Source organism: Acidiphilium sp. MT5, from assembly GCF_054767495.1.
In genome coordinates this window covers 77923-102492 of the sequence record NZ_BAABMR010000002.1, presented here as the reverse complement: position 1 = coordinate 102492, position 24570 = coordinate 77923, and the positions used below count along the sequence as shown (strand labels likewise).

At 59.9% G+C, this 24570-nt stretch carries 23 protein-coding genes; 10 read left to right on the top strand and 13 right to left on the bottom strand.

Features of this window, described 5'->3' with window-relative positions; genetic code table 11:
• The 4 genes from gnd to pgl are packed head-to-tail and all read left to right on the top strand — an operon-like array spanning nt 1 to nt 4128.
• Entirely contained in the window at nt 1-990 is a 990-nt protein-coding gene (gene gnd, locus ACYUCQ_RS02570; RefSeq protein WP_460252934.1) for a phosphogluconate dehydrogenase (NAD(+)-dependent, decarboxylating), read from the top strand.
• A 17-nt stretch (nt 991-1007) separates the two neighbouring features.
• Nucleotides 1008-2546 carry a glucose-6-phosphate dehydrogenase gene (gene zwf / locus ACYUCQ_RS02565; protein ID WP_460252933.1) on the top strand — a complete coding sequence of 513 codons (1539 nt, stop codon included), beginning with the start codon at nt 1008-1010 and terminating at the stop codon, nt 2544-2546.
• Nucleotides 2546-3364 (top strand): Cof-type HAD-IIB family hydrolase, encoded by an 819-nt coding sequence (locus ACYUCQ_RS02560; RefSeq protein WP_460252932.1) that lies wholly within the window; start codon nt 2546-2548, stop codon nt 3362-3364. Before zwf (ACYUCQ_RS02565) ends, ACYUCQ_RS02560 begins: the two co-directional genes overlap by 1 nt.
• Complete coding sequence (pgl, locus tag ACYUCQ_RS02555) at nt 3361-4128, top strand: 6-phosphogluconolactonase (protein WP_460252931.1); 768 nt, start codon at nt 3361-3363, stop codon at nt 4126-4128. The genes ACYUCQ_RS02560 and pgl overlap by 4 nt, the downstream gene beginning before the upstream one ends.
• On the opposite strand, the gene ACYUCQ_RS02550 is transcribed toward pgl, so the two are convergent.
• Nucleotides 4090-4869 (bottom strand): DODA-type extradiol aromatic ring-opening family dioxygenase, encoded by a 780-nt coding sequence (locus tag ACYUCQ_RS02550; RefSeq protein ID WP_460252930.1) that lies wholly within the window; start codon nt 4867-4869, stop codon nt 4090-4092. The genes pgl and ACYUCQ_RS02550 overlap by 39 nt on opposite strands.
• Before the next feature lie 129 nt (nt 4870-4998).
• On the opposite strand from ACYUCQ_RS02550, the gene ACYUCQ_RS02545 reads away from it, so the two are divergent.
• Together ACYUCQ_RS02545 and ACYUCQ_RS02540 are read left to right on the top strand one after the other, a co-directional pair.
• Nucleotides 4999-5286, top strand: a complete 288-nt coding sequence (locus tag ACYUCQ_RS02545) for a DUF427 domain-containing protein (RefSeq protein ID WP_460252929.1) — start codon at nt 4999-5001, stop codon at nt 5284-5286.
• Between the two features lie 367 nt (nt 5287-5653).
• Nucleotides 5654-6955 carry a DEAD/DEAH box helicase gene (locus ACYUCQ_RS02540; RefSeq protein WP_460252928.1) on the top strand — a complete coding sequence of 434 codons (1302 nt, stop codon included), beginning with the start codon at nt 5654-5656 and terminating at the stop codon, nt 6953-6955.
• 105 nt (nt 6956-7060) lie between these two features.
• Here the strand turns inward: ACYUCQ_RS02540 and ACYUCQ_RS02535 are convergent, their stop codons facing one another.
• Together ACYUCQ_RS02535 and ACYUCQ_RS02530 are read right to left on the bottom strand one after the other, a co-directional pair.
• Nucleotides 7061-8380: an ABC transporter ATP-binding protein gene (locus tag ACYUCQ_RS02535; protein ID WP_460252927.1), complete on the bottom strand. Its 1320-nt coding sequence runs from the start codon at nt 8378-8380 to the stop codon at nt 7061-7063.
• Between the two features lie 10 nt (nt 8381-8390).
• Nucleotides 8391-10124: an ABC transporter permease gene (locus ACYUCQ_RS02530; protein WP_460252926.1), complete on the bottom strand. Its 1734-nt coding sequence runs from the start codon at nt 10122-10124 to the stop codon at nt 8391-8393.
• A gap of 229 nt (nt 10125-10353) precedes the next feature.
• On the opposite strand from ACYUCQ_RS02530, the gene dnaN reads away from it, so the two are divergent.
• The gene (dnaN, locus tag ACYUCQ_RS02525) at nt 10354-11478 is read left to right on the top strand and encodes a DNA polymerase III subunit beta (protein WP_460252925.1); all 1125 of its coding nucleotides are present in this window, start codon (nt 10354-10356) and stop codon (nt 11476-11478) included.
• A 29-nt stretch (nt 11479-11507) separates the two neighbouring features.
• Nucleotides 11508-12617 (top strand): DNA replication/repair protein RecF, encoded by a 1110-nt coding sequence (gene recF / locus ACYUCQ_RS02520; RefSeq protein ID WP_460252924.1) that lies wholly within the window; start codon nt 11508-11510, stop codon nt 12615-12617.
• Here recF and ACYUCQ_RS02515 read toward each other — a convergent pair.
• The 5 genes from ACYUCQ_RS02515 to ACYUCQ_RS02495 form a co-directional block, all read right to left on the bottom strand.
• The gene (locus tag ACYUCQ_RS02515; RefSeq protein WP_460252923.1) at nt 12601-13644 is read right to left on the bottom strand and encodes an aspartate-semialdehyde dehydrogenase; all 1044 of its coding nucleotides are present in this window, start codon (nt 13642-13644) and stop codon (nt 12601-12603) included. The two genes, recF and ACYUCQ_RS02515, sit on opposite strands and share 17 nt — an antisense overlap.
• A gap of 68 nt (nt 13645-13712) precedes the next feature.
• The gene (locus ACYUCQ_RS02510; RefSeq protein WP_460252922.1) at nt 13713-14726 is read right to left on the bottom strand and encodes a glycosyltransferase family 4 protein; all 1014 of its coding nucleotides are present in this window, start codon (nt 14724-14726) and stop codon (nt 13713-13715) included.
• A 38-nt stretch (nt 14727-14764) separates the two neighbouring features.
• Nucleotides 14765-15166 carry a hypothetical protein gene (locus ACYUCQ_RS02505; RefSeq protein ID WP_460252921.1) on the bottom strand — a complete coding sequence of 134 codons (402 nt, stop codon included), beginning with the start codon at nt 15164-15166 and terminating at the stop codon, nt 14765-14767.
• A gap of 15 nt (nt 15167-15181) precedes the next feature.
• Entirely contained in the window at nt 15182-15484 is a 303-nt protein-coding gene (locus tag ACYUCQ_RS02500) for a rod-binding protein (RefSeq protein WP_460252920.1), read from the bottom strand.
• Nucleotides 15481-16623: a flagellar basal body P-ring protein FlgI gene (locus ACYUCQ_RS02495; RefSeq protein WP_460252919.1), complete on the bottom strand. Its 1143-nt coding sequence runs from the start codon at nt 16621-16623 to the stop codon at nt 15481-15483. Before ACYUCQ_RS02495 ends, ACYUCQ_RS02500 begins: the two co-directional genes overlap by 4 nt.
• A gap of 90 nt (nt 16624-16713) precedes the next feature.
• On the opposite strand from ACYUCQ_RS02495, the gene ACYUCQ_RS02490 reads away from it, so the two are divergent.
• Together ACYUCQ_RS02490 and dksA are read left to right on the top strand one after the other, a co-directional pair.
• Nucleotides 16714-17139, top strand: coding sequence for a flagellar assembly protein FliX (locus ACYUCQ_RS02490; RefSeq protein WP_460252918.1), 426 nt, complete (start codon nt 16714-16716; stop codon nt 17137-17139).
• Between the two features lie 120 nt (nt 17140-17259).
• Nucleotides 17260-17673: an RNA polymerase-binding protein DksA gene (gene dksA / locus ACYUCQ_RS02485; protein WP_460253220.1), complete on the top strand. Its 414-nt coding sequence runs from the start codon at nt 17260-17262 to the stop codon at nt 17671-17673.
• 90 nt (nt 17674-17763) lie between these two features.
• On the opposite strand, the gene eda is transcribed toward dksA, so the two are convergent.
• Genes eda through ACYUCQ_RS02460 form a run of 5 tightly spaced genes read right to left on the bottom strand, consistent with a single transcriptional unit; the run spans nt 17764 to nt 24323 of the window.
• Entirely contained in the window at nt 17764-18414 is a 651-nt protein-coding gene (eda, locus tag ACYUCQ_RS02480) for a bifunctional 4-hydroxy-2-oxoglutarate aldolase/2-dehydro-3-deoxy-phosphogluconate aldolase (RefSeq protein ID WP_460252917.1), read from the bottom strand.
• The gene (edd, locus tag ACYUCQ_RS02475; protein ID WP_460252916.1) at nt 18411-20225 is read right to left on the bottom strand and encodes a phosphogluconate dehydratase; all 1815 of its coding nucleotides are present in this window, start codon (nt 20223-20225) and stop codon (nt 18411-18413) included. Before edd ends, eda begins: the two co-directional genes overlap by 4 nt.
• A gap of 47 nt (nt 20226-20272) precedes the next feature.
• A complete protein-coding gene (gene zwf, locus ACYUCQ_RS02470; RefSeq protein ID WP_460252915.1) occupies nt 20273-21772 on the bottom strand; it encodes a glucose-6-phosphate dehydrogenase in 1500 nt (499 codons plus the stop codon).
• Between the two features lie 18 nt (nt 21773-21790).
• Nucleotides 21791-22984 (bottom strand): glycoside hydrolase family 68 protein, encoded by a 1194-nt coding sequence (locus ACYUCQ_RS02465; RefSeq protein WP_460252914.1) that lies wholly within the window; start codon nt 22982-22984, stop codon nt 21791-21793.
• Nucleotides 22974-24323: an MFS transporter gene (locus ACYUCQ_RS02460; RefSeq protein ID WP_460252913.1), complete on the bottom strand. Its 1350-nt coding sequence runs from the start codon at nt 24321-24323 to the stop codon at nt 22974-22976. Before ACYUCQ_RS02460 ends, ACYUCQ_RS02465 begins: the two co-directional genes overlap by 11 nt.
• Nucleotides 24324-24570: the final 247 nt, after the last annotated feature.

Sequence of the window (24570 nt, the reverse complement as noted above, 5' to 3'; positions counted from 1 at the left end):
ATGCAAATCGGGATTATCGGCCTTGGTAAAATGGGTGCCAACATCACGCGGCGCTTGCAGCGTGATGGTCATCATTGCGTGGTCTTTGATACCAATCAAGCTGCGATGAAAACTTTGGTGGCAGAGGGCGCTGAGGGGGCAAATACGGTCCAAGCCATGGTGCAGGCGCTGAGTGCGCCGCGTGCCATTTGGTTGATGTTGCCAGCGGGGGAGATTACCGAAAATGCCGTCAATGATCTCGCCAAATTAATGGCTAAAGGGGATATCCTCATCGATGGCGGCAATAGTTTTTATAAAGATGATGTCCGTCGGGCAAAGATGTTGGCGGAGGCTGGACTTCATTATATCGATGTCGGCACCTCGGGCGGCGTATGGGGGCTGGAGCGCGGCTTTTGCATGATGATTGGCGGCGAGACCGACATTGTTCAGCATCTTGATCCAATTTTCAAAACCCTCGCACCTGGCGCGGGGTCCATTGATAAAACGCCCAATCGGCAGGGTCGCGATCCGCGCGCCGAACTGGGTTATATTCACGCGGGGCCAAATGGTGCCGGGCACTTTGTGAAAATGGTGCATAACGGCATCGAATATGGCTTGATGCAGGCCTATGCCGAGGGTTTTGACGTGTTGCGCAACAAGAATTCCGAGGCATTACCAGCCGATCAACGATATGATCTCGATATGGCGGATATTGCCGAGGTGTGGCGGCGCGGCAGCGTGATTTCGTCCTGGTTGCTCGATTTGACGGCCTCGGCACTGAGCCATGATGCGGCTTTAAGCGCTTATTCCGGTTACGTTGCCGATTCTGGCGAGGGTCGTTGGACGCTCGATGCCGCGATTGAGGAGGCGGTGCCAGCAAATGTGTTGGCTGCATCATTATTTGCGCGGTTCCGGTCACGCGAGGAACACACATTTGGTGAAAAATTGCTCTCCGCCATGCGCCAGGAATTTGGCGGCCATATCGAGCAAGGCGGCGGGGTCAAAAAATAATGTCCGAAACCCCCGCAATGAAACAGCCTGATCCTTGTGCGATGGTGATTTTCGGTGCGGGTGGTGATCTGACCAAGCGATTATTGGTTCCTGCTTTGTATAATTTGGCAAAAACTGGCTTAATCCCCGATAACTTTCTCATCATCGGTGCCGACATCGCCGATCGACAGAGCGAGGAATGGGCCAGTTCGTTGCACGCGGCACTCGCTGAATTCGTTGGCAACGCCAGTGCTGAGGATCAAATCAGGGGCGTCGATCCGGCAGTTTGGGCGAAACTCGCGGGGCGGATGCATTATCTCCAAGGTGATTTCACCAAGGATGAATTTTATCACACCCTTGCCGACAAACTCGGCGCATTGGAACAAGACCATGGAACGGTCGGTAATCGGTTGTTCTATCTCGCGGTTGCCGACCGGTTTTTCGGGCCGATTGTAACTCACCTTGGTGCGGCAAAATTGACGGCGCAGGACGATGGAGCGAAACCTTGGCGCCGGGTTGTTATTGAAAAACCGTTCGGCCATAGTTTGGCCTCGGCGCGGGCGCTCAATCAAACAATTTTACAATCCTTGGCCGAGTCTCAGATTTATCGGATTGATCATTTTCTGGGCAAGGAAACGGTTCAGAATATTCTTGCGCTCCGCTTCGCCAATAGCCTGTTTGAGCCGCTGTGGAATCGTGATCGGATCGATCATGTCCAAATCACCGTAGCAGAAACTGTTGGCGTGGAATCGCGTGGAAAATTCTACGATGTCACGGGAGCGCTGCGTGACATGGTGCCCAATCATGTGTTCCAACTCCTGGCCATGGTAACAATGGAACCGCCAACCGGCTTTCGGCCAGAAGCGATCCGCGACAAAAAATTCGATTTATTTACCGGCCTTCAAACGCTCGGCCCTGAGGATGTGGTGCGCGGGCAATATGATGCTGGCATGATCGGTGGGCAATCCTGCGTCGCCTATCGTGCGGAGCCGAATGTTGCGCCTGATTCGAAGACCGAAACATATGTCGCCATGCGCGTGCGGATCAATAATTGGCGCTGGGCTGGTGTGCCGTTTTACATTCGCACCGGCAAGCATTTGCCCGCGCGCCTCACCGAAATTGCCATTCGTTTTAAACAGGCGCCGCTCGCGGCGTTTCAAGAGATGTCGTTAGAGACTTTGCCGCCCAATTGGCTGATTTTGCGCATACAACCGGATGAAGGAATTTCGCTGAAGTTTGAAGCCAAGCATCCTGGCCAGACCATGCGGCTCGCACCCGTCGCGATGGAATTTCGCTATGCGGATTGGTTCACGCCGCAGCCGAATATTGGCTACGAAACATTACTCTATGACTGCATGATTGGCGATCAGACATTATTTCAGCGCGCCGATATGGTGGAGGAAACATGGCGTGTGGTGCAGCCAGTTTTGGATTTATGGGCCGCCGATCAAACACCAATCGCCACCTATCGCTCTGGTGACCAGGGGCCGGCGGCGGCGGATGCCTTGCTGAGTGATGATGCGCCAGAGCGCATCTGGCGCACCATTGCATTGCCGCAAATGCAGAAGGCGTCGTGATGGATCGCAACATCAAGCTCGTCTTGTCTGATATTGATGGAACGTTGGTGACAAATAACAAATCACTTACGGCAGAGTCACTTGGTGCGGTGGCTGCCTTACGGCAAGCTGGGATTGCAATCGCGATCACCAGTGGCCGCCCGCCGCGCGGCATGGCGGCCATTAGCCAAAAGCTGCAGCTCAGCACGCCGCTCGCGGGGTTTAACGGCGGTGTGCTGACCAGCCCGGATTTGGCCAGCATCATCGAATGTCATGCGTTTCCAGCCAATGATATTGCGACAACCTTGGATTTATTGGCCGCACATGGTCTTGATATCTGGGTCTATACGCGGCAGCGTTGGCTGGTGCGCGATAAATTCGCCCCGCATGTGGCGCATGAAGCGACAACTGTTGGGTTTGATCCAGAAATCACTGATGATTTTATGAAGCACGATCTGGGTCATGTGATCAAAATTGTTGGCGTGAGTGATGATGCGCCCGCTCTGCAGCGCGCGGTGTTAGAGGCGCGATCCACGCTCGGTGATCATGTGTCGGCGAGCTGTTCGCAGCCTTATTATCTCGACATCACCAATGCGCGCGCGAACAAGGGGGCTGTGGTCGATTTTCTGTCGCGGTCCCTCAATATCCCGCACGCGCAAATCGCGACGATTGGCGATTCCGACAATGACATGAAAATGTTTGCGCGCAGCGGCCTCTCCATTGCCATGGGCAATGCCAGCGCGCATGTGCAGGCGGCGGCTAGCTGTGTGACCGCCAGCAATGAGGAAAACGGGTTTGCCAATGCGATCCATCAATTCATTCTTGGAGCCTCGCCATGATCCCGCGCCGCGGTGAGTTGCAGATCGTGCCAGACGGCGCGGGTTTCGCCGAGGCGGGTGCAGCGTTGATCGCGCAGGCCTGCGCTTCGGCTCGTGGTCGCGCGATCATTGGGCTGGCTGGCGGATCAACCCCCAAGCCGATTTATCAAGCCCTCGCATCCCCGGCATTCCGCGCCCTAATTCCCTGGGCGCGAACCGAGTTTGTGTTAGGGGATGAGCGATTTGTGGCGCCGGATGATCCGGATGCGAATATCCAGATGATCCGCACAGCGATGGCGGACGCGCCGAACCCGCTCTTGCATCCGGTGCCGTTTGCCGGGTTGAGTGTGGAGCAGGCGGCGCGTGCTTATGAGGGACAACTGCACGCTCTGTATGGTGCGGAAACGCTCGATCCGGCCAAGCCATTTTTCGATCTCTGCCTGCTTGGTATGGGGGACGATGGGCATACCGCGTCGCTGTTGCCGAACCAGCCTTCCTTGCTTGAGGAACGGACGCGCTGGGCGCTGCCGGTGACAGAGGGGCGGCCCGAAGCGCGGGTGACTTTGACCTATCCGGTGTTAGAGAGTGCCCGCTGCGTGGTGTTCATCGTTGCCGGTGCGAGTAAACGCGCGATGCTTGATGCGATTCTCTCGGGGGCCGATCAAACCGCGCCGGCGGCGCGCCTTAACCCGCAAGGTCGCTTGATTTGGCTGGTGGATCGCGAAGCGGCCGGACGTTGGGCAGCCTTACCCGCGATCACCAAAAGCGTAGGCATCCATTCGTAAAATTGAGTGTTCTGCTGAACGGTGCAAATGGGTTGCCGTGCTGCCACCAGCGCCCAGAGCCGCATAAAGCGGCAGCAGATGCTCTTCGGTTGGATGCTGTTCGCGTGCAAACGGAGCGCGGGTGCGGTAATCGAGCAAAGCGGGAAGATCATGCGCAAGGATCGCTCGGTCCATCCACGCGGCAAAGGCGCTAACATCGGGGCTTTCGGGCGCATCCACCGCTTGGCCACGAAATCGGCGTAAATCATGGGTGAAGGAACCGGAGCCGAGAATCAACACATCATCGGCGCGCAGCGGCGCCAGCGCCAGACCGAGGGCGTAATGATGCGCCGGCCCGGCCTGGGGTTGCACCGAGACCTGCAACACCGGGATCGAGGCGTCAGGATAGGCAATCAATAGCGGCACCCAGGCGCCATGATCGAGGCCGCGCTGTGGATCAATCGCCGTGGCAAGACCTGCTTCGGTCAGCATCGCTTCAATGCGTGCGGCCAAGGCCGGATCGCCCGGTGCTTCATAATGCAGCGCGTAAAGTGCTGGCGGAAAGCCACGAAAATCATGGATGGTGGTGTTGCGGGCCACCGCATTCACCATCGGCGTTGGCGTTTCCCAATGCGCCGAGACCACGACAATGGCGCGGGGCCGGGGCATGCTCGCCCCCAAGCCGGCGAGAAATTGGCGCGCTGGCGTATCGGTCAAAGCCAGCATGGGTGAACCATGGCTGACGAACAGGCTTGGAATCATGGTTGCTCCTTGGGGCTGGCCGGCGCAGGGTTGAGTTCGGCGCGCTCGACGCCACTTGATTTCCATGTGCCGTGGCAGCACCGTTGTTTCAAGGCGCAGCCTCATCACGGTGAACAAAGGAGCTCTGCAATGATCGAAGCCTATTGGAATGGTCGTTTAATCGCCCGATCCGATGACACGGTGGTGGTTGAAGGTAATCATTATTTCCCGCCCAACGCCATCATCGAGGGCGTGCTGACGCCCTCCGCCACCACCAGCCGTTGCCCGTGGAAGGGAACGGCGCGTTATCACTCGCTCAATGTCGAGGGCGCGCAGAACCCCGACGCGGCGTGGTATTATCCCGAACCGCTCCCAGCGGCGGCTGCGATCAAAGGGCGGATTGCGTTCTGGAAAGGCGTGGTCGTCAAAACCGTCTGAGCCACGGGGCGGCGCACAGGCCACCCATGCAAATATTGGCATTAATGGCGTCGTTTGATACAAAAATAAATTAAATCAATGAATTGGCAGGGATGCTCGGTGAGCGCTGCTACCGAGTGCGCGCCCGCGCTGCCGATGGCGCAGTTGCGCCAGGGATGGAATCGTGCTCAGTCGGCGGCAACAGAACAGCGCTCGTAAATTCGGTTTACCGCACCGCAGGCCCTGTTCACTGAGTTTCTCATGCCGTTACTCAGGTTTGCCGCCATTTCTTGGTGCGCATCGTCCAGGTTGCTGATTTACGCATGCCGCCTCCCTTCTCCTCGCCGTTGATCCTTTTGGATCGGCGGTCTGTTCTGAAAGTATTCCTTTGACCTTATTTACCGAACTCGGCCTCGCCGAGCCCGTTCTGCGCGCCGTTGCCGCAGAATCATACACCACGCCGACGCCGATCCAGGCCAAGGCCATCCCGATTATCCTTGAAGGCCATGACATGGTCGGCATTGCACAGACCGGCACCGGCAAAACCGCCGCGTTCGTGCTGCCATTGCTGCATCGCCTGGCCAATGATGTCAGCCGCCCTGCCGATCGCACCTGCCGCATATTGATCCTCGCGCCAACGCGCGAACTCGTTCAGCAAATTGCTGAGAGTGCGCGGGTTTATGGCAAATTCGTCCGTCCCTCGATTGCTGTTGTGATTGGCGGCGCGAAACATGGGCCGCAAGCCAAGCAAATGCTGCGCGGGGTTGATTTGCTGGTGGCAACGCCGGGCCGTCTGCTCGATCATATGGGCACCGGCGCCATTCGCCTTGATCAAACCACGACCGTGGTGCTCGATGAAGCCGACCAGATGTTGGATATGGGCTTCATTCCGGCCATTCGCCAAATTCTGGCGCGTTTGCCGGCGCAGCGCCAAACCATGCTGCTCTCCGCGACCATGCCAAAGCCGATTCGCGCTTTGGCCAGTGAATTCCTCACCAATCCGCGCGAAGTGGCGGTGAGTGCGGAATCGCGGCCGATTGAGCGGATCGATCAGCAGGTGATTTTGCTGTCCGCCAATGATAAGCGGGCGAAATTGGTGGAATTGCTGGCGGTGCCAGAAATGAACCGCGCCATTGTGTTTACCCGCACCAAGCATGGCGCGGATAAAGTGACGCAGCATCTCGAAGCCGCTGGCCTGCCAGCATCGGCGATTCACGGCAATAAAAGCCAGCCGCAGCGCGAGCGTGCGCTCGATGGGTTTCGTTCGGGCCGGGTGAAAATCCTGGTCGCGACCGACATTGCGGCGCGCGGCATCGATGTTGATGGCGTCTCACACATTGTCAATTTCGAGCTGCCGAACATGCCAGAATCCTATGTTCACCGCATTGGCCGCACCGCGCGCGCCGGTGCGACCGGCATTGCGATTTCGCTGTGTGAGCCAACCGAATTGGCCTATTTGCGCGATATCGAAAAACTGATCGGGCGCCAGCTCATTCCGGGCGGCGTGCCGCATGGCGTGCAGCGTCCGCCGCAAAATCGTGGGGGGCAAAACCGTAATGGTGGCCAGCATCGGGGTGATAATAGCCGGAGTGGGCAGCCGCATCGCGCGGGAGCGCCGGGTGGTCAGCGTCATGCGGGCCGTGGTGAGCAGCGGGGCCGCCATGCCGGCGGTGGTCGCGTTTCAGGTTAATCAACGAGGCTGATTTCGGCGGCATTACGCTTCAGGCCGGGTGGATCATTGATCCACTCGGCTTGAGGCCGTCCGTCGCATGCCCCGTTAGGCACCGAGGGCGGATTACTCCTCCTCGACGTCCTCCAGGCTGAATTGCTGGGCTTCTTCATCATAGGAATAAAGCTCAGCAAAGCGGCCCCAGGCGATAACGGTGCGCAGCGTTTCTTCGGCGCGTTCCGGCGACATATGATCCTCTAACTCATCGCGAAACCGCACCGCGGAGGCGCGATGGTTCCAGCGTTCATCAATTACTTGGCGGATCGCCGCGACCAGGGGCACATGGGCGCGCAAGGATTCGGCGAAGAGTTTTTTGCGCGTATCGGTGTCGGCATTGACGAAGTTCTTGCCCTGCTCGGTTAGTTTGATGTCGCCCTCTTCCAAATCGGCGAAGCGCAATAATTGCAGCGTCTCGCCCAAGGGCAGCAATTCATCGGCTTCATACTGCAAGGCGGCGGCCAAGGCGGGGAGATCGGCCTTGCCTTGATAGGGGTCGGCTGCCAGGGTCTCTAACAGCCCGGACATCAAATTGGTGCCAATCGGATGCAGCGGGGTAGCAAAACCGGTGGCCACTTGCGCGGGTTGGGTGCGCAATTCCGCCGGGGTTTTGCGCCGCGTCATCACCGCATAAATATCATCGACCATCTGACGGAAATCTGGCGCCAAACGATTGCGCGGATGGGCGAACGGCACGGTCATTTCATGGGCAACCCGCCCCGGATCAGAGGAAAACACCAAAATCCGGTCGCACATCAACACCGCTTCCTCGATATTATGGGTAACCATCAAAATCGATTGCACCGGCAGTTTTCGTTCCGACCAAAGATCGATCAAGTCAGTGCGCAGCGTCTCGGCGGTGAGCACATCGAGGGCGGAAAACGGCTCATCCATCAACAGCAGATCGGGATGCGTCACCAAGGCGCGGGCGAGGCCCACGCGCTGGCGCATGCCGCCCGATAGTTCCTTGGGATAGGCACTTTCGTAACCGCCAAGCCCGATCAAATCGATCGCATCCTCCGCACGGCTTTCACGCACGGCGCGCGGCACGCCCTGCGCTTCAAGCCCCAGCTCAACATTTTCCTGCACGCTGAGCCAGGGAAACAAGGCAAAACTCTGAAACACCATCGAGACGCCGCGCACCGGCCCGCGCACCGGTTTGCCCTGCCACAACACCTCGCCGCGCGTGGGGCGGAGCAGCCCGGCAATGATTCGCAAAAGTGTCGATTTGCCCGAGCCAGAACGGCCCAACAGCCCGACAATTTCGCCTGACCGCAGCGATACGTTCACATCATCCAGCACGATCAATTCGTTGTTCGAATCCTTCGGATAGGCCTGACCGCAATGGTTGACCTCGAGCAACATGGTGGCGCTGGCCTGTTGATCCATCGTTGATTCCTTACCCAAGATTGGTGCGCCGGCTGGCATAGGCATAGAGCGGACGCCAGATCAGCCGGTTAAAACTCAGCACGAAGGCGGACATAACGGCGACGCCGAGCACGATTTTGCTGGTGTTGCCGGCGGTCGTGGCCTGCGCGATATAGGCGCCGAGTCCATTCGCCACCAGCGTCACCTTGCCCCAGGACGCGACTTCGGCGACGATTGAGGCGTTCCAGGCCGCACCCGTCGCGGTGAGCGCGCCGGTGATGAAATAGGGGAGAATTCCCGGGATCACCAAGCGGCGCCACCATAAAACCCCGCGCAGGCCGAAACTCGCCGCCACCTCCTTGAGATCGCCCGGCAAAGCGGAGGCGCCAGCCACCACGTTGAACAAAATATACCATTGAGTGCCCAGGATCATCAGCGGGGTCAGCCAGATATTGGGCGCCAGTTTGAACGCAACGATCCCGGCCACGATCACCGGAAACAGCAAGTTCGCCGGGAAGGCGGTCAGAAATTGCGCAACCGGTTGCACCAGCTTGGTCGCTTTGGGCCGCAACCCAACCCAAACCCCGATGGGCACCCAGATGATGCAGGAAAACAACAACGCCGCGATCACCCGCAGCAGCGTAAAGCAGGCAAGTTCAATGCAGGTGAACAGGTCCGACCAGTGCAAATGGGCAGCACAAAACGCCACCACCTGCCAGAGCGCGTAGCAAGCCGCTGCAGCGACCAATAAATAAAACACCGCATCGGCCAGCAGCGATGAGCGCTCCGCTGCACCCGCGCTGCGGAAGGTGCGGTCGGCGCGGCCCATGCGCATCCGGCCAATGACCGCGACCCGATCACCAACCCAGCCGCCAATCTGACGCAGCAGAAATGTGCGCCGGAGCAATTTCAGCACCCATGGCTCGCTGCTTGCCGCGCCCTGCACCGTCTCGAACCGGAACTTGCCGGACCAAGCGACCAGCGGGCGAAATAAAAGCTGATCATAGAGCAAAATCACCACCAGCATCGCGATGACCGCATAGAAAATCGCCAACAGATCACGCTTTCCCAACGCGACCGCCACATAAGAGCCGATCCCAGGGAGGGTGAAGGTGGAGTTACCTACCGTAATCGATTCGGAGTAAACCACGAAAAACCAGCCGCCGGACATGGATAGCATCATGTTCCACACCAAGCCCGGCACGGCGAACGGCACATCGAGCCGCCAAAAGCGCTGCCAGGGCGTCAAGCCAAAGCTGCGGCAGGCCTCATCGAGATCAGTGGGCTCGGTGGTCAGCGATTGATAGAAGCTGAACGCCATGTTCCAGGCTTGGCTGGTAAAAATGGCGAACACGGCGGCAAGCTCCGCGCCAAGCTCCTGACCCGGAAATAAATGCAAGAAAAACAAGACGGTAAAGGATAGAAATCCGAGGATTGGCACCGATTGCAGAATATCCAAAATCGGGATGATGATAATCGCGGCTCGGCGGCTTTTGGCGGCCAGGGTGGCGACGGTGAAGGTGAAAATCAGCGAGGCGATCATCGCGGCGAACATCCGCAAGGTGGTGCGCAGCGCGTAGCCGGGCAGGTAAGCCGGGTTAAGATGGATCGCCGTTGCTTGCACGCTGGTGAGCGGCGCCATTGTGCCTTGCGCGACATTGGCCACGCCGATCAGAATAGCCAAAACCACAGCAATGGCCGCCGCGTCCCAGATATTGGGTAAGCGTCGGCCATGAATCAGGGCGGGCGGGGCGATGCTGGACATGGGCGCTCCCGTTTATTCGCGGTTAAGGTGAGACGAAGTTGGCGACCGGCATAGCCACCCACGCGGGTGCCTTATCAAGAGTGGGGCGGCCTGTCACGCGGCGAATGATGGCGGTTTGATGAAGAGCCTGCGATCCCCCTGTTCTATCTGGCGCGAATCTAGGCTATGCGTGAAACCGGAAGCTCAAAATACGAGGCCGGCTGCCGGCCGGGAAGACTGGAAGGACACCATGAAGTTCAAGGCAGACCGCGCGACATTGCTCAAGGCTTTGGCCCATGTGCAAAATATTGTTGAGCGCCGCAACACAATCCCGATTTTGGCCAATGTGCTCTTATCCGTGCGCGAGGGGCGGCTGACCATCGCGGCCACCGATCTGGAAATTGCGCTGATCGAGGAAATTCCGGCAACGACCATGCGCGATGGCGCGGTCACCGCCCCCGCCGCGACCCTGTATGAGATTGTGCGCCGCCAACAAGAGGGGGCGACCATCGAGCTCGATCATCCGGGCGGTGACGCACCTTTGGCGCTGCGGGCCGGGCGCTATGCCACTAATCTGGTCGTGTTGCCGACGGATGAATTCCCCAAGCTCGATGCGGGCAAGCTGAGCCATCGTTTCGCCGTGCCCGCCCAGGCCCTGCGCGGGCTGATCGATCGCACCAAATTCGCGATTTCGACCGAGGAGACCCGCTATTATCTGAACGGCATTTACGTGCATGTCGCTGAAACCGACGGCACGCCGGTGTTGCGTGCAGTCGCAACCGATGGGCATCGTCTCGCGCGGGTCGAAGAGCCGCTGCCAGAAGGGGCGACGGGCATGCCGGGGGTGATTATCCCGCGCAAAACCGTCAATGAAGTTCGCAAATTGCTCGACGAGAGCAGCGGCGAGATCGGCGTTTCCTTGTCGGAGACGCGGATTCAGTTCGAGTTTGGCACCATGCGCCTGACCAGCAAGCTGATCGATGGCACCTATCCCGATTACAGCCGGGTGATCCCGGTCGGGAACGACAAAATCATGCGCGTCGATAAAAAAGATTTCACCGCCGCCGTCGCCCGCGTTTCCGCGATCTCGACCGAGCGCAACCGGCCGATCAAATTATCGGTCGGGCGCGATATGCTGGTGCTTTCTGCCACCAGCCCCGAGCAGGGCACCGCGACCGAGGAGCTGGAATCCGGCCAGGTGCATTACGACTCAACGCCGATCGAAATCGGCTTCCAATCGCGCTATTTGAACGATGTAGCTGAGCAAATCTCTGGCGATGTCGAGTTTTGCTTCGCTGATGGCGCAACACCGACCTTGGTGCGCGATGCGGGTGATTTAAGTGCGGTATTCGTGCTGATGCCCATGCGCGTATGATACGCGCATGACGCGGGTGTGATGCAGCATTGACCCATCTGGCGGCGTTGCGGCTCGTCCATTTTCGCTCTTACGCCGCGCTGGACTGGACGATTGAGGCGCGGGTCAATGTGCTGGTCGGGCCGAATGGTGCCGGCAAAACCAATTTGTTGGAGGCGATTTCGCTGCTCGCCCCCGGGCGTGGCTTGCGCGGCGCGAAATTCGCCGATTTGGCGCGCCGCGCCCCGGATGCTGGTGGCGGCTTTGCTCTGGCCGGCGCCATAACCGCGCAGGATCGCCCGGCTGAGCAGCTCGAGCTGACCAGCACGGTTGGCACCGGCGAGCGCGAACGCCGGAAATTCTTCGTGGACGGCCAAGCGGTATCCAGCGCCGAAGCGGCGTCCTTGTTCAGCGCCGTGTGGCTAACCCCGCAAATGGACCGGCTATTTACCGAGGGCGCGTCGGCGCGTCGGCGGTTTTTGGATCGACTGACCTTGGCGCTGGAGCCAGGCCATGCCCGCCAGGTGGCAGCGTTCGAGGCGGCGGCGGCCAATCGTAACCGTTTACTTGAGCAGGGGCGGTTCGATCCGGTTTGGTGCGGCATTTTGGAAGATTCGATGGCGCGTCATGCGGTCGCGATGACGGCGTCTCGGCTGGATCTGATCGCCCGGCTGAATGCAGCAATGGCACCACGCGCAGCGATGGCGGCTTTTCCGCCGGCTCGGCTCGATTTGCTGTGCGAAATCGGCAGCTTGCTCGCCGCTCATCCGGCGGTCGAGGTGGAAGATCGGCTGCGGGCGCGCCTAGCCTCGACGCGCGGACCAGGCCATACGCCGATTTCGCCGCAGCGTGCTGATTTGTCGATCGCGGATGCGCGCGGCGCGCCGGCCGCTCTGGCCTCGACCGGCGAGCAGCGGGCGATGCTGGTGGCGATTATTCTGTTTCACGCCGAATTGGTGCGCGATTGGCGCGGCACGCCGCCGGTTTTATTGCTCGATGAACCATTCGTGCATTTGGATCACACCCGCCAAGCTGCCCTGCGCGATCACGTGCTGGGCGGCTCGATGCATGTTTTTTGCACCGCGACCGAGACCGGTCTTTGGCAGGATCACGCCGCGATCTGGTCGGTGGCCGCAGGTGCGCTCACGCGGCGCGCTTAATCAACAAACCGCGTTCAAGCAATGTTTCCGCGATTTGAACAGCGTTCAGAGCCGCCCCTTTGCGCAAATTATCGGACACGCACCAGAAAGCGAGCCCATGCTCAACGGTGGGGTCCACCCGCAGCCGCGAGACATAAACCGCGTCCTCACCTTGCGATTCGGCCGGGGTGATATAACCGCCATCATCACGCTCATCGAACAGGATCACGCCGGGCGCACCGCGCAGCGCGCTGCGTGCGGCCTCCAGCGGGGCGGAGCGCGCGAATTCGACATGAACCGCCTCGGCATGGCCGATAAAGACCGGCACCCGCACGCAGGTCGCGATCACAGCGATATCAGGATCGAGGATTTTGCGGGTCTCGACCGCCATTTTCCACTCTTCTTTGGTCGCGCCATCATCCATGAAATGATCGATATGCGGGATGACGTTGAACGCGATCGGCTTGGTAAAGATCTCGGGCTTGTTATAATCATTGACATAGGTGGCCTTGGTCGAGCGTTCCAGCTCATCCATACCCTCTTTGCCGGCGCCGGAGACGGATTGATAGGTCGCAACCACCACCCGCTTGACCGTGAACCGGGTATGGAGGGGTTTTAAGGCCACCACCATCTGAATGGTCGAGCAATTCGGATTGGCGATGATCCGGCGCCAATTGGCGCGGGCGAAGAATTTATCCAGCGCCTCAGGGTTCACTTCGGGCACGACGAGCGGTACATCCGGGTCCATCCGAAAATGGCTGGTGTTATCAATCACGATGCATCCGCTGGCGGCGGCGCGTGGCGCATGGATCGCCGAAATGGCCGCGCCGGGCGAAAACAGGGCGAAATCAGTGCCGGTGAAGTCAAAAGTTTCAAGATTCTTGACGGTGAGCACCTGATCATCGCCAAAGCTGACCATTTGACCCGCTGATCGCGGCGAAGCCAAGGCCACGACTTCTCTGACCGGAAAATTCCGCTCAGCCAGCGTTTTCAGCATTTCGCGGCCCACGGCACCGGTCGCGCCGACGACGGCAACTTTAAAACTCATGGTTTTGCTCCGAATTTCCACATAGAATTAGCGAACGCCGCTTGATTGCGCAATAACATGTCGGCTGATCAGATCAGCGCCGCACGCAGGAGCGCCGCCTGATGGGGCCAATCGGGCAATGCTTGGCTATGCGCGTAGGCATGCGCACCAAGCTCGGCGCGCAGCGACGGGCTGAAGACCAATCGGCGCAGCGCCTTGCCATATTGGGCGACGTCATCGACCGGCGCGATGATGCCGCAGGCGGCGGGCACCAGGCTGCCAGCCGCACCGCCATTGGTGATGGCAATGGGCAAGCCACGCGCCATGGCCTCGGCAATCGCCATGCCAAAACCTTCAAAGCGCGTGGCCAAGGCGAATAGATCGGCTTGCGCCCAGGCCGCATCGAGGTCGGCACCAGCGAGGGCGGGGCGGAGCGAAACCCGCGCGCCGAGACCGAGCGTATCGATCAGGTCAAGAATGCGCGCATGGTAAGCCGCGTCGCGCGGAGCGCCCGCCAGGATCAGATGCCAGTCCAAATCCGCGAGCGTCGCGAGGGCCTGTAGCAAAATCTCGTGACCTTTGCGCGGTGCAAAAGTGCCCAGGCTCAACACGGTGCAGGGGCTGCCATCCGGACGGGCGGGATCGAGCATGCGGCGTGGCTGGCGGTCCGTGCCGGGGGTGATCACGCAGATCTGATCCGGATCGACGCAGAATTCATGGGCAAGCCGTTCGGCAATCGGCGCGCTCGCCGCGATCACCCGACGGAAACCCGGCAGACTATGACGCTCCAGCGCCTTCAGCGCCGTGCGCTCCGGCTCGGGCGTGCCAGGTTCAAGCGCGCTGGGATGATGGATCAGCACGCAAGCCCCGCGTGCCTGCAAGGGTGCGATGCTCTCGCCGAGCCAACGCAGCCCGCTGCCTTCAACCAGAATCGAGGCGCCCGGGGTGATTGTTTCGGCGAGATCAGGCGGTGCCGGCTGATCCAACGCGATGATCTCGATGTCATCGCCAGCCTGCTCAAATGCGGCCAGCATCCGGCGATGATAAAAGGACGCGCCGGAGACGGCGATGAACGGGGCTTCGGTGACGAGCGTAACATGCATAAATCTGCCTTGCCACTATCCAGCGCGAGAGGCAAAATTTACGCGCGTGTGGTCAGTGCAACCGCCCGAACTGGCTTATTCTGTGGGCTGCCATAGGTCGTGAAGCTGGGATCTTCATCCAGCGCGTGGAGCACCGTGGCAATGACGGCATCCTGCGCGGAGATTGCCCGTGCCAACCCGTCGCGATTATCGGTGATCGCCCGATCAAGCTGATCCCATAGCGGGCGAAGTGTGCGCGCCAATTGCGCTTGATCGAACCCGGTACAACGTGCCGCCGCCGCCCAGGCCAGCTCAAAATGGCGAATCGCCTCACGTTTCGCCTCCAGTGCATCATTCATCGCAGCCCAATTCTGCAAAGCCACGGCGGCAGTTTCTTGATTGAGGCAGGCGGTCAAGGTGGTGGCGCTCGTGGTGAGGGCGTGCAGAGCAGGGTGGGTCATTGCGGCAGCCTTGATCTAGGGTTTGGGATGGGAGGGTTGGGCCGATTCCGTGAGTGAGGCTTCAATCGCGGGCGCGAGGCCAAGTCCGCCGCGCGCCTCCATATCGCTTGCCACCGCTTGCAGAAAAATCGGCTGAAACGCCTGAAATTGTTTGCCCGCGCCAAAAGGCGCTTCGGCATGGCCCATGGTTTGAAACATTGGCTTGAGGAACTGTGCAATCGCCATCGCTTCAAATTTTTTGGCTTCGGCGTGAATGGCTTGCGGGGTTTGCGCCGGGGCCTGGAGCCGGTTGAGCGCTGCAGCGATGGGTTTGATCATTCGACCACCAGCTTGGCTTGCAAGGCACCATCCGCCTTGATCGCCTGCAAAATGCCGATCATGTCGTGCGGCGCCACGCCCAGCGAATTGAGCCCCGCGACCAACTCGCGCAGGCTCACACTGCCGGTGAGAATATCCATGCGTTTTCCTTTGCCTTTGCTGACTGAGATTGATGTTTGGGCGGTCGTCACGGTTTTGCCGGCACCAAACGCATTGGGCTGACTGACTTCTGGCGTATTGGTGACGCGCACCGTCAGATCACCTTGCGCGATGGCGACCGTGCTGATCCGCACATCGGCACCCATGACGATTGTGCCGGTCGACTCATCAACCACCACCGTCGCCGGGGTTGATGGCTTGACGCGTAGCTCCTCAATGGCCGTCAGATCAGTCACTACCTCGCCTTTCGGGAGCGCGAGCGTGATGGTGCGCGGGTCATCGACCGTGGCAACGCCGCCGCCAAGCTGGTGATTGATCGCCCGCGCAATGCGGGCGGCGGTGTTGAAATCAGGGTTTCGCAGCTCCAGTTTCGGTGACGTTTCGCCGGCAAGATTAAAATTCACCGAACGCTCAACGATAGCGCCATTGGTAATCCGCCCCACTGTCGGCACGCCTTGGGTAAAGGAGGCATTGGCACCTTGCGCGGCAATCGCGCCGGTCACCAGCGAGCCTTGGGCAACCGCGTAAACCTGCCCATCCGCCCCCAAAAGCGGCGTGACCAGCAAGGTGCCGCCGGTGAGATTTTTCGCATCGCCCAGCGCCGAAACCGTCACATCGATCTGCTCGCCGCTATGGGTGAAGGCGGGCAGATTGGCGGTGACCATCACCGCTGCCACGTCTTTGGTTTGCAGCGAAGCCGCTTGGTCTTGGGTGTTGACGCCGAGCCGCTCAAGCATGCCGATCAGCGATTGCTTGGTGAAAATGGAATTATTGAGCGAATCGCCGGTGCCGTTCAGCCCGACAACCAGCCCGTAGCCGACGAGTTGGTTGTTGCGGATGCCTTGAATATCGGTGATGTCCTTGATCCGCACCTGCGCCTGCGCTGCGCCGATAATCGACGCGAGCAGGAGCAGAGCCAGCGTCAGCCTCGGGACCAGAGCCAGCCAGCGCACCAAGCGGGAGAAAAAAATCGTTCGCATGAATCGGGTTATGGCAGGGAAAAGTTAACAATTTACCGATAAAATCGACCGGTGTTCGCGATAACGGCAAATTTTAATGGGTGAACGGCGATGAGTATGATCAGCGGCGTGCGGGCGGCGGAGCGGGTTCGCTTGGGTATGGTGCGGGGGGCGCGTCCGGTCGGGGGGTTCCAGATGGCGCCAATCGCCGGTGCTGCCACGGCGAACGTGGCGCCGTTAGGGCTGGGGGGCGTGCTGGCGCTCCAGGATGATGCCTCCCCGGTGCTGCGTGATCGGTTGGCGCGGCAGGGCGGCGAGCAGGTTTTGAGCGCGCTGGAATCGATCCAGTTGGCTTTGCTAGACGAGGCTCATGGCGCGCTGGGGGTGCGGTTGAGCGCGCTCGATCAGGCGCTGGCGGCGATGAGCGCGCCGGCTGATCCGGCTTTGGTACCGATTTTGGCAGAAATCAAACTGCGCGCGCAGGTGGAGCTGGCGCGGCGGCGTTGCGTGCAAGCCGCTTTATTGGAAAAATCATGACCGGATGATGAAGAGCGTTGGAAGTGGCTTGGCTGATCAACAGGGCATCGCTATAAGCCGCGTCAGATAGCGCTGGCAGTGTGTCTCCCTGCCGCGCAAGTCGGAGGATTGGCGTTCATGTTGGTTACTTTAGCACCTGACTATATGCCGAGTGATGACGAAGATTATATGAATCCGATGCAAGTCGAGTTCTTCCGGCAGCGTTTGCTGCGCTGGCGGAGCGATTTGCTGATGGAGGCAAACGGCACCTTGGCCAGCTTGTCCGAAGGCGGGATTCATGAGGCGGACGTAACGGATCGCGCCAGCGTGGAGACCGACCGGGCGTTGGAGCTGCGCACGCGTGATCGCGCCCGCAAGTTGATCGGCAAGATTGATCAAGCGCTCGGTCGCCTCGATTCCGGGCACTATGGCTATTGCGAGGAAACTGGCGAGCCAATCGGCCTGCGCCGCCTGATGGCACGCCCCATCGCCACCTTGTCGATCGAAGCCCAAGAACGCCATGAGCGCCAGGAGCGCATCCAGCGCGACGATTAATCGCACCCGCTCCAGCGCGGCGGAGAAAAAACGCACGCATCCAGCGTGACGGAGCAAAAACGCACGCGTCCAGCGCGAGGGAGCGCAAAATTAGCTTGGGGGGGGACTCTGTCGCAATTGGGCGGCTTGCGCGGCGAGTTCACTGATCCGCGTCCAGTTTTGGGCGCGAACTAGGGCGCTTGGTGTCAGCCAGGAGCCGCCGACGCAGGCAATATTGCCCAGTGCGAGATAATCGCTTGCATTGCTCAGCGAAATGCCGCCGGTTGGGCAGAACCGCACGTCCGGGAGCGGTGCGGCCAGTGCCTTGAGCATCGGAATGCCGCCGGCTGGCTCAGCGGGAAAGAATTTCTGAAGCAAAAACCCGGCATCGCGCAGCGTCATGACCTCGCTCGGCGTGGCAGCGCCCGGCAAAAACGGAATTTTGCTCTGCGATGCTGCGGCCAGTAGCGGCGCCGTGCCGCCAGGGGCGACGATGAATTGCGCCCCTGCGGCACAGGCTTGTTCATACTGGCTGGGCGTGAGAATGGTGCCGGCACCCACCACCATGCGCGGCACCGCACGCACCATCGCGGCGATGGCGGGCAGCGCCGCCTCGGTGCGCATAGTCACCTCTATAATGCCAATCCCGCCCGCGAGCAGGGCTTCCGCTAGGCTGATCGCGTGGATCGCATCATCAATAACCACCACCGGCACCACCGGTGCCAGTGCGAGATAATCAGCGAGCCGGGCTTGTTGGGTCATGCGAACACACTCGCGCCCGATGCGGCGCCGCTGACAGCCTGGCGAAAACTGCTGAATAATTCACGACCCAGCCCGCTATGGGAAGCGGACAGGTCAATCTCCGGCAGCGCCCGCGCGGCAAATTCGGCGGGATCAACCAAAGCCGTGAGGGTGCCGGTGGTGCAATCAACCCGAATGATATCGCCATCGCGCAGTCGGGCTATCGGGCCACCGAGGCTCGCTTCCGGCGTCACATGGATGGCGGCGGGGATTTTACCCGACGCGCCGGACATGCGGCCATCGGTCACCAGTGCAACCCGAAAGCCAAGGTCCTGCAACACGCTGAGCGGCGGCGTCAGCTTGTGTAATTCTGGCATGCCATTGGCCTGCGGCCCCTGATGGGTCACCACCACGACCACGTCGCGATGCAGCTCGCCCGCCTTGAACGCGGCCTGCATTGCTTCCTGACTGCGAAACACCCGCGCCGGCGCTTCAACAAGGCGGTGCTCGGCTTTGACGGCGGAAATTTTCGCCACCGCCTCGCCTAACAAGCCGCGCATGATTTTCAAGCCGCCATCGGCACTGAACGGCGCGTCGGCAGGGCGCAGAATGCCGGTATCCAAGCTTTCAGCCGGGCCTGCCACCCAGCGGAGCGCACCATCAACCAGCGTCGGGCGCTGACGATAGGCGTTGAGCCCCTCATCGCTCCACACGGTGCGCGCATCGCCATGCAACAGGCGATGATCGAGCAGCGTGGCCATCAGCACCGCCATGCCGCCCGCGGCTTGAAACTGGTTCACATCCGCCGACCCGTTCGGATAGATGCGCGTCAGCAACGGAATATGATCGGACAAATCCGAAAAATCCTGCCAGGTAATGTGAATCCCGGCGGCGCGGGCCATGGCGATCAAATGGATGGTATGATTGGTCGAGCCGCCGGTGGCGAGCAGGCCGATCATGCCATTCACGATCGAGCGTTCATCGATCATCAGGCCAACCGGCGTGAATTCATTGCCCCGTGCGGTAATGGTGAGGATCCGTGCGGCGGCGGCTTGGGTGAGGGCGGTGCGCAGCGCGGTGTTGGGGTTGACGAACGAGGCGCCCGGCAAATGCAGCCCCATGATTTCCATCAGCATCTGATTGGAATTCGCGGTGCCGTAAAATGTGCAGGTTCCCGGCGCGTGATACGCCGCCACTTCCGCGTCCAGCAATTCGGCGCGGCTGGCCTCGCCGGTGGCGTAAAGCTGGCGAATGCGCGATTTCTCACCGTTCGACAGGCCAGACGGCATCGGGCCGGCGGGCACAAAAATAGCCGGTAAATGACCAAAGCTCAGCGCCGCGATCACCAAACCCGGCACAATTTTATCGCACACGCCGAGCAGCAAAGCACCATCGAACACGTCATGCGACAGGGCAATGGCGGTCGCCATGGCAATCACATCGCGTGAAAACAACGACAACTCCATGCCCTCGCGGCCTTGGGTCACGCCATCGCACATCGCTGGCACCCCACCCGCCACCTGCGCCACGCCACCCGCAGCACGGATCGCGTCTTTGATCAGCGCCGGATAAACCTCAAACGGCTGATGCGCCGAGAGCATGTCGTTATACGCGGTGACAATGGCGATATTCGGTTTTTCGCCTTGTTTCAAATCATCCTGATCCGCCTTGGCGCATCCAGCAATCGCGTGGGCGAGGTTGGCGCAGCCTACCGCCTCGCGATGCACACCGCGCGCAATCAAGGCTTCGATGCGGGCCAGATAGGCGCTGCGGCTGGCAGCGCTGCGCGCACGAATGCGATCAGTTACACGGGCAATCGGATCAAGCACCATGCTCAGCCTCCGCGATAGGGTAACGCCCTAACATTTTGATACCATAATCATGATTGGATCGGCTCGCCAGCCTGTTCATCAAACCAGCTTCGATTATCCCGCACAATCATCGCGATTGCCTCCGTCGGGCCCCAGGTGCCCGCCGTGTAGAGCCGGGGCCGATCCCCGGCATTTTTCCACCCGTCCAAAATGGTCTCGGTCCATTGCCACGCGGCTTCCACCTCATCGCGGCGCATGAACAAGGTGGCGTTGCCGCGCACCACATCCATCAGCAGCCGCTCATAGGCATCGGGCAAATGCTCCTTGAAGGTCTCGGCGAAGCTAAGATTGAGCGGCGCGTTGCGCAGCCGCAGGCCGCCGGGGCCAGGTTCCTTGGTCCATAGATGCAGCCGGATATGCTCGTTCGGCTGCACCCGGATCACCAACCGATTAGGCTGCGCCTGATCCGACCCGGTCGGGAAAATCCAGTAGGGCACCGGTTTGAACTGGATCACGATTTCCGATAATTTCTCAGGTAGCCGCTTGCCCGAGCGCAAATAAAACGGCACCCCCGCCCAGCGCCAGTTTTTCACCTCGACCTTGAGGGCGGCAAATGTTTCGATGCTGGAGTTAGGCGCAATATCATGCTCATCGGCATAGGCGCGCACCGGGCTGCCATTGATCGCCCCGGCACGATATTGCCCGCGCACGGTTTTGGTCGCGATATCCGCAGCCGTAATCGGCGCGAGCGCATGCAACACCTTGATCTTTTCATCGCGCACCGATTCGCGGTCCAGCGATGCGGGCGGTTCCATCGCGACGAGGCAAAGCAGTTGCATCAGATGGTTTTGGATCATATCACGCAGCGCACCGGTATGATCGTAATACCCGCCGCGATCTTCAACGCCCACGGTCTCAGCGACGGTGATTTGCACATGGTCAATGCCATTATGGTTCCACACCGGCTCAAACAGCGAGTTGGCAAAACGCAGCACCAGCAGGTTTTGCACGGTCTCTTTGCCCAAATAATGATCGATGCGAAAAATATTGCGCTCATCAAACACCGCCCCGACCCGATCATTAATCTCGCGCGCCGAGGCGAGATCATGACCAATCGGCTTTTCGAGCACGATGCGGGTTTCGGGTGTATTTAACTGGTAATTTTTGATCGTATCGGCAATCGCCCCATAGAGCTCCGGTGCCGTGGCCAGATAGAAAATACGCACTTTGCGCGGCGCGGTGTTGAGCAATGTGGCAAGCTCAGCCCAACCACGCTCAGCCGTGGCATCGCACGACACGTAATGCAGCCGCTCCAGAAACCGGGTGAGCGATGCCGGGTCGAGCGCTTGTGCGCCGACAAACTCGGTCAGGCTATTTTCCACCAAAGTTTGAAATTGCTGGCGCGTCAGTTCCGCGCGCGCCGACCCAATGATCCGCGAGGCAGCGGGCACTTGTCCATCGGCATCGCGATGATACAAGGCCGGCAGCAGCTTGCGCCGTGCCAAATCACCCGTGCCACCGAACACGATATAGTCAAAATCATCAATGATCGGCTGAGTAAAATTCATTTTTTGCTCCGCAGGCGGTTAGTCGGGTTGGTCGAGAACGGCGGATTCCCCCTCGATGCGCAATTGCAACACCGGAGCAGGCACGCCGCCGAACTGGCTGCGGATCAACGCAGGATGATCCGCGAGCGAACGGCCTTGCAGACCCCAATAATCGATGAAGCTGATCACCGAGCCATCGCCCAAAACCCACCAGCTATAGGCCTGCAATTTTTCCGCCGCCGGGTTCGCTATAACTAGGGAGTCGCCATTCAGCGGACAATAGGGGCCGAAAATCTGCTCGGCCACCATGCCATAAAGCCCGGTCGGCCCTGCGGGGCCGCCCTGCGCAAAAACCTGATTTTGCGTGGACCAGAACAGATAAAATCGCCCGGCGCGAAACAGCAAATGCGGGCGCTCCAGCTCATCGGTCACACCAATCGCAGTGACAATCGGCGCCAGTAAATCCCAGTGCTCCAGGCTGGCATCGCGCGCCACTGCGAGGCCTACCGCGCCGCAAGCGCGATGGCTTTCGGCCTTGATGCTGGCTGCGAAGACCAAATAGGTTTTTCCATCGGCGGGATTGCAAAAAATCCCAGGATCACGAAAAGCCTTGATGTGACCAGGTAATCCCGGCTCCGCAGGCACGCGCAAATAAATGTCATCATCCGCCACCACAATTTCCCGCGCCGGCTGCCAATCATCAATGCGCGGCACAGTATCGGTGCGATTGAGCTGGCCTTTGGTCTGAAATAACCGTTGCTGCACCGTCAGAATCGCTTCACCGCGTGTGCCCGCCGCCGTGAAGAATAAATGCACCGTCACCCCATCCGCATCAAGCAAGGCCGAGCCTGACCATTCGCGGCTACCCGGCGCCCATAAATCGGGCAGTGCGTTGCCAGCATCATGCCAGGTTCCGGCCACGCGCCAAAGCAGGCGGATGCGCGCAAGCCCGTGCCGGTCAATCGGGTCGGGGCATTTTGGCGCCGCCAACGCAAACCAAAGCGTGCCGGTCCCCGCGATGGTGGCAATTGCCGCCGCGGTGCCATCGGCGGTGGCGAGCGGCCACATGTCCCACACGTCAAGATCGGGTAAAATCGGCTGCGCATCGATTGCGTTGATGATCGGCGCGGTGCGCGCCGGATCGGGCTTGATGCGGGCAATGATTGCGCCGGACCATTCAGTGGGCGGCGGCGTGATGGCGCTGGTATGCGCTGTAGCAATGTTAGACAGCATGATGATCCGATTGTTGGAGCGGCAAAATTGTCGGCGCAGTCGTGCGAATCCGCAGCGTGGCGAGTGTGGCGAGCAGCATCAACGCGCCCGCTAACAGCAGCACGTTGCGCGGATCACCCCCGAGCAGCGGATGAAAAATCAACGGCATGGTCAAGCCAAAGATCAGCATCGGCACCACGATGAACATATTGAATATGCCCATATACACGCCGGTGCGCGCCGGCGGAATGCAGTTGGCCAGCATGATATACGGGTTGCCCATCATGCTTGCCCAACCAAGGCCAATGCCCATCACCGCGATGAATAACATCGATTTATCGCCAATCAGCGGAATGGTCAGCATCGAGATCGCACAAGCGGTCAAACTGACCGCGTGCAATAGGCGCGCCCCGAACCGGCGGCTAAGCGGCATCATCAAAAACGCTGCCACAAACGCGATCAAATTATACCAGGCCCCAATCTGCCCATTGGTCAGCACCGCCGCACGAAACCCCGCCGACGCCGGCGCGGACGTATGGTAAACCGACTGTGCGATCGAATAAATCACGTAACTCCAATAAGCCATCATCGCATACCATTGAAACAGGCTCATCACAGCCATTTGCCGCATCGGCCCCGGCATGGCGCGCATGGCGCTGATGATTTCCGCCAAGGTCGCCCGCACGCCCGGCTTTTGCGCGCGGATCGCGGTAATGTCGGCGGCGTTGGATTTGAGTTCTGGCACGGTGAGCACCGAGCATAAAATTGACGTGATCGAGATCACCGCGCCGATCACAAACGCCGCACGGGTAATCGCGGGAATGCCATTGGCACTCAGCGCGTTACGATGCATGCCCAGCAGCACCAGAGCGGTGGGCGCAATGTATGCCAGGGTCTGCGCCAACCCGGTAAACGCACCTTGGGTCAAAAACCCAGCCGTGCGCTGGCGTGGGTTCAATCGATCACTGACATACGCCCGATAGGGCTCCATCGTGATATTATTCGCCGAATCCAGCAGCCATAGCAGCACCGCCGCCACCCAGAGGGCGGGGCTATAGGGCATCGCGAACAGCCCGATGGTACACAAAACCGCGCCGATTAAAAAATAGGGAACGCGTCGGCCAAACCGGGAAATCGTCCGATCGCTCATCGCACCGATGATCGGCTGCAGCACCAATCCGGTCACCGGCCCCGCCAATTGTAGCAAGGGCAGGGCGGCTTCGCTGGCGCCGAGATAGCTGTAAATCGGCCCCATATTGCCTTGTTGGAGGCCAAAACTGAACTGGATGCCAAAGAAACCGACATTCATCAGGATAATCCGCCAGATCGATAAAACCGGTTTGGCGTCTTCCTGCATCATGCCCTCGTCGTTCCCCCTTGTTTTGGCGCGACCCGGCTTGATCCAAGCCCATTATTCGCCCGGTCGTTACGTGACTATCCTCGCTAATCCAGGGTTTAACACGACTGCAATCGATTGCAAGTGCGCCCTCCCTACTGTTCAGGTCGAATCACCGGCCAGCTCGCTGTTGATCGCGGCACCGTGCCAGCGACCCAGCTTCCCAGCAAGAGCGCCGCCCGCTTAGGCCCGCTTGCCCAGTCGCGAATGG